This is a genomic window from Streptomyces sp. DG2A-72, assembly GCF_030499575.1.
Taxonomy (GTDB): Bacteria; Actinomycetota; Actinomycetes; order Streptomycetales; family Streptomycetaceae; genus Streptomyces.
Map to the genome: position 1 here is coordinate 5,964,075 of NZ_JASTLC010000001.1, position 11,615 is coordinate 5,975,689.

The 11,615-nt window shown below is 69.5% G+C and carries 13 protein-coding genes and 1 pseudogene; 10 read left to right on the forward strand and 4 right to left on the reverse strand.

Features of this window, described 5'->3' with window-relative positions; translation table 11 throughout:
• The first annotated feature begins 22 nt into the window (after positions 1-22).
• The 7 genes from QQY66_RS28465 to QQY66_RS28495 all read left to right on the forward strand — a co-directional run bounded on the left by QQY66_RS28465 (position 23) and on the right by QQY66_RS28495 (position 6,429).
• Complete coding sequence (locus tag QQY66_RS28465; protein ID WP_301983118.1) at positions 23-1,291, forward strand: ArgE/DapE family deacylase; 1,269 nt, start codon at positions 23-25, stop codon at positions 1,289-1,291.
• A 233-nt stretch (positions 1,292-1,524) separates the two neighbouring features.
• Complete coding sequence (locus QQY66_RS28470; RefSeq protein WP_301987526.1) at positions 1,525-2,769, forward strand: phytase; 1,245 nt, start codon at positions 1,525-1,527, stop codon at positions 2,767-2,769.
• A gap of 138 nt (positions 2,770-2,907) precedes the next feature.
• Complete coding sequence (locus QQY66_RS28475; protein ID WP_301983119.1) at positions 2,908-3,501, forward strand: DinB family protein; 594 nt, start codon at positions 2,908-2,910, stop codon at positions 3,499-3,501.
• A 116-nt stretch (positions 3,502-3,617) separates the two neighbouring features.
• Positions 3,618-4,334, forward strand: coding sequence for a hypothetical protein (locus tag QQY66_RS28480; protein WP_301983120.1), 717 nt, complete (start codon positions 3,618-3,620; stop codon positions 4,332-4,334).
• Between the two features lie 885 nt (positions 4,335-5,219).
• A complete protein-coding gene (locus tag QQY66_RS28485; protein ID WP_301983121.1) occupies positions 5,220-5,777 on the forward strand; it encodes a hypothetical protein in 558 nt (185 codons plus the stop codon).
• Positions 5,778-5,811: 34 nt separating this feature from the next.
• The gene (locus QQY66_RS28490; protein ID WP_301983122.1) at positions 5,812-6,072 is read left to right on the forward strand and encodes a hypothetical protein; all 261 of its coding nucleotides are present in this window, start codon (positions 5,812-5,814) and stop codon (positions 6,070-6,072) included.
• Between the two features lie 54 nt (positions 6,073-6,126).
• Positions 6,127-6,429: a hypothetical protein gene (locus QQY66_RS28495; protein WP_301987781.1), complete on the forward strand. Its 303-nt coding sequence runs from the start codon at positions 6,127-6,129 to the stop codon at positions 6,427-6,429.
• Here the strand turns inward: QQY66_RS28495 and QQY66_RS28500 are convergent.
• Positions 6,414-6,743: pseudogene (locus QQY66_RS28500) on the reverse strand (hypothetical protein); the annotation flags it as partial. The gene QQY66_RS28495 and the pseudogene QQY66_RS28500 overlap by 16 nt on opposite strands.
• A 119-nt stretch (positions 6,744-6,862) precedes the next feature.
• Here QQY66_RS28500 and QQY66_RS28505 point away from each other — a divergent pair.
• The 3 genes from QQY66_RS28505 (at position 6,863) to QQY66_RS28515 (ending at position 8,251) form a co-directional block, all read left to right on the forward strand.
• Positions 6,863-7,030 (forward strand): hypothetical protein, encoded by a 168-nt coding sequence (locus QQY66_RS28505; protein WP_301983123.1) that lies wholly within the window; start codon positions 6,863-6,865, stop codon positions 7,028-7,030.
• 67 nt (positions 7,031-7,097) lie between these two features.
• A complete protein-coding gene (locus QQY66_RS28510) occupies positions 7,098-7,727 on the forward strand; it encodes a maleylpyruvate isomerase family mycothiol-dependent enzyme (RefSeq protein ID WP_301983124.1) in 630 nt (209 codons plus the stop codon).
• Positions 7,728-7,765: 38 nt separating this feature from the next.
• Positions 7,766-8,251, forward strand: coding sequence for a GNAT family N-acetyltransferase (locus QQY66_RS28515; RefSeq protein ID WP_301983125.1), 486 nt, complete (start codon positions 7,766-7,768; stop codon positions 8,249-8,251).
• A 293-nt stretch (positions 8,252-8,544) separates the two neighbouring features.
• Here the strand turns inward: QQY66_RS28515 and QQY66_RS28520 are convergent, their stop codons facing one another.
• The 3 genes from QQY66_RS28520 to QQY66_RS28530 form a co-directional block, all read right to left on the reverse strand.
• On the reverse strand, positions 8,545-9,567 hold the full coding sequence (locus QQY66_RS28520; RefSeq protein WP_301983126.1) for a LacI family DNA-binding transcriptional regulator: 1,023 nt from the start codon (positions 9,565-9,567) through the stop codon (positions 8,545-8,547).
• A gap of 76 nt (positions 9,568-9,643) precedes the next feature.
• Positions 9,644-10,477: an ATP-binding cassette domain-containing protein gene (locus QQY66_RS28525; RefSeq protein ID WP_301983127.1), complete on the reverse strand. Its 834-nt coding sequence runs from the start codon at positions 10,475-10,477 to the stop codon at positions 9,644-9,646.
• Positions 10,474-11,487, reverse strand: coding sequence for an ABC transporter permease (locus QQY66_RS28530; RefSeq protein WP_301983128.1), 1,014 nt, complete (start codon positions 11,485-11,487; stop codon positions 10,474-10,476). Before QQY66_RS28530 ends, QQY66_RS28525 begins: the two co-directional genes overlap by 4 nt.
• Positions 11,488-11,615 lie beyond the last annotated feature (128 nt).

Genomic DNA, 11,615 nt, shown 5'->3' on the forward strand with positions numbered 1-11,615 from the left:
CCCCTTGGAAAGGATCCGCCGCGTGTTGAGTCACGAAGAAGCTCTGGTGCTCTCGGAGATCGATGAGGCTGCCGTTGCACGAACGTTGCTTGAGCTGATCGCTGTTCCGAGTGTGACAGGGAGTGCGGCTGAGGCGGAGCTTCAGCATCAGCTCGCCGGGCGGCTGGGGCGGCTCGGGCTGGACGTCGATCTGTGGCCCATGGATCTGACCGCGCTCCGTGCGCATCCCGACTTCCCGGGCTCGGAGGCGCCGCGTGAGGAGGCGTGGGGGCTGGTCGGGCGGACCGCGGACGGGGGTGACGGGCCGGTCTTCGTGTTGCAGGGGCATGTTGATGTCGTGCCGGCGGGGGATCTGGCCGCGTGGGAGGGGGATCCCTTCGTGCCGCGGGTCACCGGTGATCTCGTGCACGGGCGCGGGGCCTGTGACATGAAGGCCGGGCTGGCGGCGCATCTTGCTGTGCTGGGGGCGATACGGGCCAGCGGGGTGCGGTTGTGCGGGCAGGTCGCCGCGCACTTCGTGGTGGGGGAGGAGGACGGTGGGCTCGGTGCCTTCGGGACGTTGCAGCGGGGATATCGCGGGGACGTCTGCGTCATCGGTGAGCCGACCGCCGGGACCCTGGTCACCGCGAACGCGGGTGCGCTGACCTTCCGGATCGCGGTGCCCGGCAAGGCGGCGCATGCGAGTTCGCGGGAGCGGGGCGTCAGCGCGATCGACGCGTATGTGACATTGCACAGAGTGCTGGCCGACCTGGAGGCCGCCCGCAACACCGACCCGGACCCACTGATGGCCGAGTACCCCATCCCGTACGCCCTCTCCGTCGGCACCCTCCACGCCGGCGACTGGGCGAGCAGCGTGCCCGATCTGCTCGTCGCCGAGGGGCGGTTGGGGGTGCGGCTGGGTGAGGACCCCGCCTACGCGAGGGCCTCCCTGGAACGCCGCGTCGCCGAGGCGTGTGCCGCCGATCCGTGGCTGCGGGACCATCCGGCGACGGTGACGTGGCCGGGCGGGCAGTTCGCGAGCGGGCGGCTGGCGCCGGGGCATTTCCTTCCGGAGGGGATCCGGGCCGCCTACGCCGACTCGGTCGGCGGTGACTCGGGGCTGCGGGAGCGCGGGGCGCCGTACGGCAGCGATCTGCGGCTGTATGCCGGGGCCGGTGTGCCGACCTTGCAGTACGGGCCGGGGGACATAGCGGTGGCGCACAGTGCGGGGGAGCACGTGTCCGTGCGCGAAGTGGTGGAGGTGGCGCGGACGTTGGCGGTGACGGTGTTGCGGACGGTCGGGGTGAAGTGACGGGACGGGCATCGTCCGGGCGGAGTGCGGGGCGGGAGTGTGGGGCTGCTCGACACCGGCTCGTCCTCTCCGTAGATCACTCGTGACGTCTTGCGGACAGCCGACGTCCCCCTGGGCGCCAACTTCCCCGCCCACCATCGGCATGTCCTTGACACCCCTGACGTAAGGAAGCGCCCGTGAGAACGACGCACCGCGCCGCACGCAGAGCCGCCGCCCTCGCCGCCGGTACCGCACTGGCCACCCTCCTCGCGGCGTCCCCCGCGGGGGCGGACGCCGAGTTGCCGGTGGTGACCGCGCGCAGCGAGTCCGCGCCGCTCTTCGACGACGAGGCCGGCCAGAACGCCGACGCGGACGACCCGGCGATCTGGCGGAACCCCGCCGACCCCGGGCGCAGTCTCGTCATGGCGACCGCCAAGGAGGGCGGGCTGCGGGTCTACGACCTGGACGCGCGCCTGGTGCAGTCGATCGCCGCGCCGAAGCCGCCGTCGGCGGACGACGCGCCCGGCCGGTACAACAACGTCGACCTCGTCACCGGCCTGCGCACCTCGTCCGGCCGGGCCGATGTCGCGGTGGTCAGCGACCGCGGGAACGACCGGCTGCGGATCTACCGCATCGACGCCTCCCGCCCGGACGCCCCGCTGACCGACATCACCGACCCGGCCGCAGCCCCGGTGTTCTCCGCCGGCCAGAGCGAGATCAACGACCAGCGCACCGCGTACGGGCTGGGCACCTGGAAGGACAAGGCCAGCGGCCGTACGTACGCCCTGGTCAGCCAGCGTGAGCGCACTCGCCTCGCCCTCCTCGAACTCGTGCCGGCCGCGAACGGCAAGGTCGGCTACCGCAAGGTCCGCACCCTCGACCTCCCCTCCTCCTTCCGCCTGCCGAACGCCACCACCTGGACCCCCTGCCTGGAGCCCGGCGAACTCCCGCAGATCGAGGGCATGGTCGTCGACCCGGCCACCGGCACGCTGTACGCCGGGCAGGAGGACATCGGCATCTGGCGGCTGCGCGCCGACCTCACCGGCACGCCCGTCCTGATCGACAGGACCAAGGAGTACGGCGTCCCGGGCACTTACGACGAGGAGACCGAGGAGTGCACGCCGGGCGCCGACCCCGGCTTCGGCGGGAAGCATCTGTCGGCCGACGTCGAGGGCCTGACGCTGTTCGAGGAGCGGGACGGCGACGGCTACCTCCTCGCCTCCAGCCAGGGTGACAACTCCTTCGCCCTGTACGACCGTGAGGTCGGCGACGCCAACGAGTACGAGGGCGGGTTCAAGGTCGGCGCCGCGTCCTCGACGCTCGACAGCGTGGAGGAGTGCGACGGCGCCGCCATCCTCAACGCCCCGCTGGGCAGCCGCTATCCGCGCGGCCTGCTCGTCGTCCAGGACGGCGAGGAGACCCCGGCCGTGGACGACCGCACGGCCACCGGCTTCAAGTTCGTCGACCTGGGCGCGGTGGTGGACGCCGCCGACATGTGAGGTCGTGAGTCGTGAGGTCGCGTACGGCCGCCGGTACCGTCCGGCGGCCGTACGGTCGTAGGTCTCGGTTGGGGCTCTCGGTTGTGGGTCGTACGGAAAGCCGGTGGACAGAGATCGTGCGGGCAGCAGACTGGCCCCATGACCGCATCCGACGCCAAAGCCGACCTTCACTTCTATCTGCAGTCCGCCCGTGATGCCCTGCTGTGGAAACTCGAAGGGCTCTCGGAGTACGACATCCGCCGCCCGCACACGCCGACCGGCACGAACCTCCTGGGCCTGGTGAAACACGTGGCCACAGTGGAACTCGGTTATCTGGGCGACACGTTCGGACGGCCCTCCGGTGAGGCGCTGCCGTGGGTCGAGGAGGGCGCCGAGGCGACCGCGGACATGTGGGCCACCGCCGAGGAGTCACGCGAGCAGATCGTGGGCCTCTATCGCCGGGCGTGGGCGCACGCGGACGCGACGATCGACGCGCTGCCGCTGGACACGGTCGGCAAGGTGCCGTGGTGGCCCAGCGGCAGGGATGAGGTGACGCTGCACCATGCCGTGGTGCGCGTCATCGCCGACACCCACCGGCATGCCGGGCACGCCGACATCATCCGGGAACTCACGGACGGTGCCGTCGGGATGAACAAGGGCAACGACAGCATGCCGCCGGGTGACTCGGCGTGGTGGGAGAAGCACCGGAGCCGACTGGAGCAGGCGGCGCGGGATGCCGAGCGGGGCGCGTGACCGGGATCGGAGATGTCCCAGTCGGAGATGTCTGCCGGCGGCGGCAGGCGGTACGTCGAACCGGCGCTGACACCCGGCCCGGGAGGGGTCCCGGGCGCTTCCGGTAGACATCTGTCGTGAGCAGCCTCCCGACCGTCCGCCGGACCCCCGGAGTCGTGATGCGGAAGCAAGCCCCCTTGTTCGTCGTCGGTATCCTCGCCGTCACCGTGCTGACCGCGTGCGGCACCGGGAGCGGCACAGAGAGTCGTACCGATACCGTCACCGATGCCGGCACCGAGACCGGGCCGGACGTGGCGAGCAGCGCGCCCTCCACCCCCACCCCGTCGGCTCGCTCCTCGTCCCCGGCTGACTCGCAGGCAGACGTCCGCCCGACCACCACCCCACGCGAGGGCGACTGCGTCGGTGCCGACGGTCCCGGTCGCGGCGGCGAGGTCTGGAGGGTCGACTGCGCCCACCGCAACGCGGTCGCCCGGGTGACCCGGCTGGTACCGAACGGCAAGTCGGACCTCTGCATCAAGGACGACTACACCGGCTTCGACTTCCGCAACGACAAGCCCAGCCTGTGCCTGATGATCCACGGCAAGGAGGGCGACTGCTACAGCGCCTTCGACGTCCGTACGCCCATCGGACCGCGGGTGGCGTGCACCGACCCGAAAGCCGTGCTGCGTCTCCAGCGGATCGTCAAGGGCGACGGCCGTGACACCTGCCGCCAGATCACCCCGTACGGCGATCCGAACGCGGCCGCCCTCTTCTACAGCGACGCACCTGACTTCGACGCGGGGCCCGGCACGTTCCGCGATCTCACGTACTGCCTGACGTCGCCGGAGGCCTAGAGACGGGGGTCGGCGCGGCCGGCATCACCAATGTTCCGCGGGTTTGGTGGCCTCCGTGAGTGCCGTGCCGTCTGCGTTCCGGGTCATGCATTCCAGGCTGGTGAGCGGCCCGGGCCCGCGGTATCCGGCAGGTGTCCGGTCCTGCCCCGCCATCCGGTCGCTGTCTCTCCCCCCAAGGGGCGTTCAGCATTTCTGGCACGTTTGTCACGTCGTTCCGTGCTGAGCGGGCGACACTGGCGCAGGACCGCACGGCGTGGGTGATAGTTGGGGCGGACGACTACGTCCTCCACGACGAAGGCTCGCTCTTCCTCGCAGCGCCGGCAAGGCGTACAACACCGAGCGCACGTACGCGGGTCGGGCGGGCTGCCGTCGAGGAGCCACGAACTCGGGCGAATTCGCGACCACTTCTGCCTGTGCTGTACATGACGTAAGGCTGGCCCGTCCTCGTCTCCGCCCGGCGCCGGTGACGCAACGGGCGCTGAAGTGGACAAGGCAGGGCATCTCGCCCGAGGCGTGGCTCATAAATGACGAACCATCATATCGCCTGGCTTGGGCTGAATTTGGGAATGATTTTGTTGTCTGTCGTGAAAATGTAGATCTACGGTTCTCGCTGATCGCGCACCTTTCCAAACACCCTTGGGGCGCGCGTGTTTGGGGGGGCATGGAGTTGGCCGGGGACACACGGGCGCGTTCGCGTCGCGCACTGATCGTGACAGTTGTGTCGGCCCTTGCGGCTGCGGGCCAGGCCGCCGCGGCGACGCCGGTCGAGACCGCGAAAACGACGAAGGACGCCGGCGCGAACACGCACCGCACGGCGCTCACCCAGAGCGCGGCGATGCGGGAGGCGGCCGGCGCGGGCATGAGACCTGGTCGGCCTCGTGCAGCGTGCGGCCGGTCGAGCTGTGGCGGACGAAGGGCTTCACCTCGGGCACGACGTGGGACTCCTCGTCGGACAACTGGCTGGATCACCTGGACACGCAGAACGAGGCGCACGGCTCCTCCGGCTGCTCGGCCTCCGACGTCGAGTTCAACGCCACCACCGGCGTGCGCTACGCGGCGGCACACAACTTCTCGACCACCTCCTTCGGGTTGCGGGCCTCCGACGAATCGGATCCGTACGGCTGGAAGCGGTTCACCAACGACGCGTACCTGCGGGTGCACCACAACATGCCGCCCCAGCAGATCCGCATGTCCCAGTTGTCGATGTGTCCTGGCGGCTCGTGCCACAGCCCGTCGGCCGCCGTGCGGATCCGCACCCTGCCGTCGATCACCGCGAGCGACGTCACCGACCCGGACGGCGATCAGGTGAGTGTGCAGTTCTCCCTGGCGTGGGAACAGATGAGAGGCGATGAGAGGCATGGCAAAGGTCTGGTTGCCCTCCGCTGCCTGGGTCGTCGCCGCTGCGGCGATTCCCTGGGCGGCAAGGACACTCGCGACCGGTGACCTCACGGCGGCCCCGCTACTGGTCAGCTTCGTCGTGATCGGCGTCCTGGGCTTCCCCCTGGGCTTCGGCCTCGGCCGCCTGGGCGCCCTGCGGGAAGCCGCGGCCGCGTCCGCGCTGGCGGCCGTTGCCACGACGGCGACGTGCGCTGTCCAAAGTTACGGAGCCGGCTTCCGGTGGACTCCGGGTGGACTGGCGTTCCTCTTCCTGGTGGCCGTGATCGTCGTGGTGACGGTCCTGCCCTTGCTGGGACTCGGATTCGGCATCGGCTGGGCGGTGAGAAAACAGAGGCGGTGAGGCTCCACGCCGGGCTCTGCTCCAGGGTGTCCGCTCTGCGAGTCAGGGCCCGGCGTGTCGTTCCAGCAGGAGGTTCGTGATGCGGTGGAGGTCCTCGGTGTCCCGGGCGACAACGCGCGCGAGCAGGTCGCCGTCGCCGGTGGTGATCAAGGCCACTGCATCGGCATCGACGAAGGGCACCGGCGCGTCCAAGAGCGGTGCGCCGCAGGACTCCTCGACATCGACGACGACAGCATCGTGGCCGCCCTGACCGCCCCACTCCCGCACTTCGTCGACGAGCTGGACGGCCTCGAAGTGCCGACCTGGCACGAGTTGCTGCGCCTGTGCTCAGCCCCGGGAGCCGCGGCCAACTCCTGACAGGTCATCGGACCCTGCCCAAGCCGGACCCGGTCCGCCAGTGCCTTGAGGATGCGCTGGTAGTCCACCGACAGCACCGACCAAGCAAGCCCCTGGCGCCACACCGGCACCTGCGACTTCGGCTTCGCCGCATCCCCGGGCGCCGACCGAGCGTCCGTATCCTGCCAATCTTCAGTGGCCTCCGCCTCGGCGGTGCTGCTGTTGCCCGGGATCAGCACCATGCCGACCCGCCTGCGGGCAATCACCCACTCCTGCCACTCCAGTTCGGCCGCAGCGAGCTCGTGCTGTTCCAGCAGTCCGACGACCGACGGCATCCGTAACCTCCCCAAGGGCAACGACACGACATGCCACCACTCCCACGGAACCGCCACCCCTATGCCCGACCAGGCAAAGGCCGTCCTCAAGGCTTCGTGCCCTTGACCAGTGCTCATGCTTGACAGCTGCAGACAAGGCCCGCGTGATCCGGGTAGTGGTGGTCGACGACGAGGCCCTGGTGCGATCCGGCTTCCAGCTCATCCTGGGCGGCACCTTCGAATCGGGCCCTGCGCCGGGCGGCGGCTACGAGGTGACGCTGCGGCTCCCGGCGCATGGGGATGCCTGAGCGATGAGTTCCTGTGGTGCAGGGAGTCCCAGGGGGCGAATGCCGTGGTTGAGCGAGGGAGAAGCCAATGAACAACGATGTCTGGCCGATGGTGCATGCGGAGCGTGCGGCGCTGATCGATGACCTCGCGCACCTTGATGACGAGCGGTGGGGGCAGCCGTCGCTCTGTGCAGGGTGGACCGTGCATGACGTGGCCGCCCATCTGGTCGGCACGGCTCGGACGACACGCATCGGTTTCGTGGTCGGCCTTGTCCGGGAGCGGTTCGACTTCGACCGTCAGAACGCACGCGGTGTGGAACGCGAGCGTGGTCCCTCACCGCAGGAGACGTTGCAGCGGCTTCGTCAGGTGGCGTCGCGGAGGTCGACCCCTCCGGCGCCCCTGGACAGCCGGCTCGTCGAGGAGGTCGTCCACGGTGAGGACATCCGCAGGCCGTTGGGACTCACCCGCTCCTACCCGCCGGAGGCTGTCGCCCGATCGCTGCGCCTGCAGGCTCGTACTCCCGCGTCTTTCGGCGGAGCCAAGGAGCTGACAGCCCGTGTCCGGCTCACGGCAGTGGACGCCGACCTGTCCATCGGAGACGGTCCGGACGTCAGGGGACCCGTGCTTTCCTTGCTGCTTGCCGTCTCCGGGCGACGGGTGGCGCTGGAGGATCTTGACGGGCCGGGAATCGCCGCGCTCGGGAAACCGTCCCGGTGACGCTGGAGTGCGGGCATGCTGCGCATAAACTGCCCGCGATGAGCGCGCAGCCACATGAAGCCGTTGTGAGGCGAGCCGAGGAACGAGACGTGCCTGGGCTTGTGGAGTGCAGCGCAGGACTGTTCGCGGAAGACGGCGGAACCCGTGATCCCGGTGGCGTCAACATCAACTGGCCCCGGGAACATGGTCCAGAGCGCTTCCGTCAGAATCTGGAGGTCCCCGAGCGGCTCACGCTCGTCGCGGAAGTCGGAAACCAGATCGCGGGGCACCTGACGGCCGTGCTGTCTGGCACGTCTCCGATGAAGCCGATAACGACCGCCACCCTGGTCAGCATGTACGTCAAGCCGGAGTGGCGGCGCGGGCAGATCGGCTCATGTCTTGTGGCCGGTTTCATGGCCTGGGCCAAGGAGCAGCAGGCTGACCGCGTTGACGTCACGGCCTACGCGAGCAACCCCGACGCCATCAAGTTCTACGAGCGCCATGGGTTCGCCACGAAGTCAGTGATCCTGGAAGCTCAGCTGTAGGCCGATTCGGCTGGCGCCGCGCCTGGGAGGGAGGACGTGACGCTCCCATGGCCGCAAGAGGAGAACCGGCACCTGGATGCTGCCGCTCGTGTCGGGGCGCCATTCCCTGCTGTGAGCGTTGGCCCGAGACGCTTGCAGCCCAAGGTTCTCGACAAACTCCTCTCCGTAGTTCTCACGGGTCACGGCGTTTCCCAGGCTCATGTGCCCTGGATGTGCCCTGATGTGCCCTCGCAGATGCCTCCCTCTCCCAAGGCGGGAGGAAGCCTGTGCCGCTCGGCTCGATCACACGCCGCCTACGGCTTGGGCGCGGGTTGCTCCCCCGAGCCTCGGACGATCAGCCGGGTGGGAACGGTGATGGTGCGAGCCCGGGAGTGGTCGCCGTCGAGGCGGGACAGGGCGGTGGACGCGGCGCTGCGGCCGAGTTCTTCGGGGTCCTGGGCGACGACGGTGAGGGCCGGTTCCAGTGCCTCGGCGAGGGGGACGTCGTCGAAGGCGACGACGGCTACGTCCTTGCGCTTGCTGCGGGCGAGTTCGGCGACGATACCGAGGGCCATGATGTTGTTTCCGGCGAACAGGGCCGTGGGGGGATCGGCCAGTTCGAGGAGTTGGGAGGTCGCGGCCTCGGCGCCCTGCTGGTCGTGTGCGTTGGCGACGAGCGAGCGGTCGTAGGGGATGTCGGCTTCTTTCAGGGCCGCGCGGTATCCGGCGAGGCGTTCGCGGCGGGTGTACAGCTTGACGGGCAGGTCGCCGACGAAGCCGATGCGGCGGTGGCCGTGGGCGATCAGGTGGGCGACGCCCTCTTGGGCCCCCGCACTGTTGGAGCTGACGATGCTGTCCGTGGACAGGCCGACTCCGGGTCGGTCGAGGAAGACGACGGGCAGGCCCGCCGTACGGTGCGACTTGAGGTCGGAGTGGTCGGCGCCGACGGACGGCACGACGATCAGGATGCTGACGCGCCGGGCGAGGAACTTGGCCGTCAGGGCGCGTTCGCGGTCGGGGTCGTCCGCCGAGGAGCCCATGAGCAGGGTCAGTCCGCGGTCTCGGACCGTGTCCTCGATGCCGCGGGCCACGGCTCCGAAGAAGGGGTTGGCGAGGTCCGGGATGACCAGTCCGATGGTGGTGTCCGGACCGCCGACGCGGATGTTGCGTGCCATGAGGTTCGGCTGGAAGCCGAGCTTGGCCACTGCGGCGAGTACCTGTTCCCGCGTCTGCGCGGAGGCGGGTCCGTCCTCGTTGAGGACGCGGGAGACCGTCTTGGCGCTGACCCCTACTTCTCGGGCGACGTCGGCCAGGGTGGGGCGGCGGTTCGCTGCCATGGAGGAAACCGTCTCCTGGGTGCTCTCGGGTTCCGGCCGCGGCCTCGGCCGGAACGTGCGAGTGCTGGTTGTGCTGTCAGGTGGCCTGTACTCCGGCGGCCTTCGCGGCCTCCGAGTCCGCTACGACAGTATCTCCGGCCTCGTCGATGCTGAGCGCGCCGGTCATGATGGCGACGACCTCGGCCATGGAGTAGTCCGAGGGCTTGATCACGGCAGCGCGCCGGCCCAGCCGGTGGACGTGGACGCGGTCGGCGATCTCGAAGACGTGAGGCATGTTGTGGCTGATCAGGACGACCGGCATGCCCTTGTCGCGGACGCGGCGGATGAGGTCGAGGACCTGTCCGGACTCCTTGACGCCGAGGGCGGCGGTGGGTTCGTCCATGACGACAACGGAGCGGGCCCAGGCGACCGCGCGGGCGACCGCGACGGCCTGGCGCTGTCCGCCGGAGAGGGTCTCGACCGACTGGGTCAGCGAGCGCAGGCCGATCTTCAGGTCGGCCATGTGCTCGGCGGCCTCCTGGCGCATGCGCTTCTTGTCGAGCATGCGGAAGGCGCTGCCGAGAACGCCGGGGCGGCGCAGTTCGCGGCCGAGGAACATGTTGGAGGCGATGTCCATGGAGGCGGCCACCGCGAGGTCCTGATAGACCGTCTCGATGCCGTGGGCGCGTGCGCTCTGCGGCCCGGAGAACTGAATCGGCTTGCCGTTGAGGCGTATCTCGCCCTCGTCCGGCACCACCGCGCCGGTGAGGGCCTTGATGAGGCTGGTCTTGCCGGCTCCGTTGTCGCCGATGACGGCGAGGACCTCGCCGGGCAGCAGGTCGAAGTCGGCGCCGTCGATGGCGGTGACGTGGCCGTAGCGCTTGACCAGACCGCGGGCCTGAAGGACGGGGGTCGAAGTGATCGTGGTCATCGGGCCTTCTTCCGGGAGAGCTGGTCGACGGTCACCGCGAGGATCACCAGGACGCCGGTGATCAGGGTCTGGTAGATGGAGGCCACGCCCATCAACTGCAGGCCGTTGCGGAAGACACCGACGATGAGGACGCCGATGAACGTGCCCAGGACCGAGCCTCGTCCGCCGAAGAGGCTCGTGCCGCCGAGCACCACGGCGGTGATGCTGTCGAGGTTGTCGGTCTGCCCGGCCTGGGGGTCGCCGACTCCGGTGCGGGAGATGAGCAGCAGGGCGGCGATGCCGTAGAGGATGCCGGCCACGGTGTAGACGCCGATGGTCAGTCGGGAGGTTCGGATGCCGTTCAGCCGTGCCGCTTCCGGGCTGTTGCCCAGGGCGTAGACGTGCCGGCCCCAGCTGGTGTTGCTCAGTGCGTAGGCGAAGGCCAGGAACAGGGCGATGGTGACCAGCGAACCGTAGGTGATGTCGGTCTTGCCGAGCGGGAAGGTCTGCCCGAGGGCCGTCAGCGGGCCGGGCAGGCTGCTGACCGTCTGCTCCTCGGAGTAGATGTGGGTCAGCGCGAACGCCACGTTGAGCATGCCGAGGGTGACGATGAACGGCGGCAGTGGGATCTTCTGCACCAGCGCCCCGTTGAGCAGACCGAAGCCGCCGCAGACGACCAGGCCCAGCGCGATGGCGGCCAGCGGCGGCAGGGAGCCCTCGGCCGCCATTTTGGCGATCACGATGCTGCCGAACGCCATCACGGCACCGCACGACAGGTCGATGCCCGCGGTGAGGATGATCAGCGTCTGGCCGATGGCCAGAGTGCCCACGACCATGACCTGCTGCACGATCAGCGAGAAGTTCCCGCCGGTGAGGAACTGGTCGGTCGAGACGGAGAAGAAGACACAGGCCAGGAGGAGGGCGACCAGCGGGCCGGTGGTCGGTTGCGTGAGCAGTCTGCGGGCCGTGGTCGGTGCCTTGAGTTCCGAATACGGCGAGGACGTGCTCGGGGGCGTGGACGTGGCTGTCATGCGAAGTCCTTGTCGGAAGACAGAAATCCTTGTCGCCAGGACAAGGGGGGCGGCCGTCCCGCTGGTCGGGGAGGTGCTGGGGCGGCCGCCCCGCTGAGGGGAGTGGCAGTCTCGTACGGTCCTCGGGG

Coding starts and splice junctions, on each gene's coding strand:
- QQY66_RS28530 (WP_301983128.1), bottom strand. CDS start 11,487: ATGACAGCCACGTCCACGCCCCCGAGCACGTCCTCGCCGTATTCGGAA.
- QQY66_RS28515 (WP_301983125.1), top strand. CDS start 7,766: ATGAGCGCGCAGCCACATGAAGCCGTTGTGAGGCGAGCCGAGGAACGA.
- QQY66_RS28520 (WP_301983126.1), bottom strand. CDS start 9,567: ATGGCAGCGAACCGCCGCCCCACCCTGGCCGACGTCGCCCGAGAAGTA.
- QQY66_RS28525 (WP_301983127.1), bottom strand. CDS start 10,477: ATGACCACGATCACTTCGACCCCCGTCCTTCAGGCCCGCGGTCTGGTC.
- QQY66_RS28510 (WP_301983124.1), top strand. CDS start 7,098: ATGAACAACGATGTCTGGCCGATGGTGCATGCGGAGCGTGCGGCGCTG.
- QQY66_RS28475 (WP_301983119.1), top strand. CDS start 2,908: ATGACCGCATCCGACGCCAAAGCCGACCTTCACTTCTATCTGCAGTCC.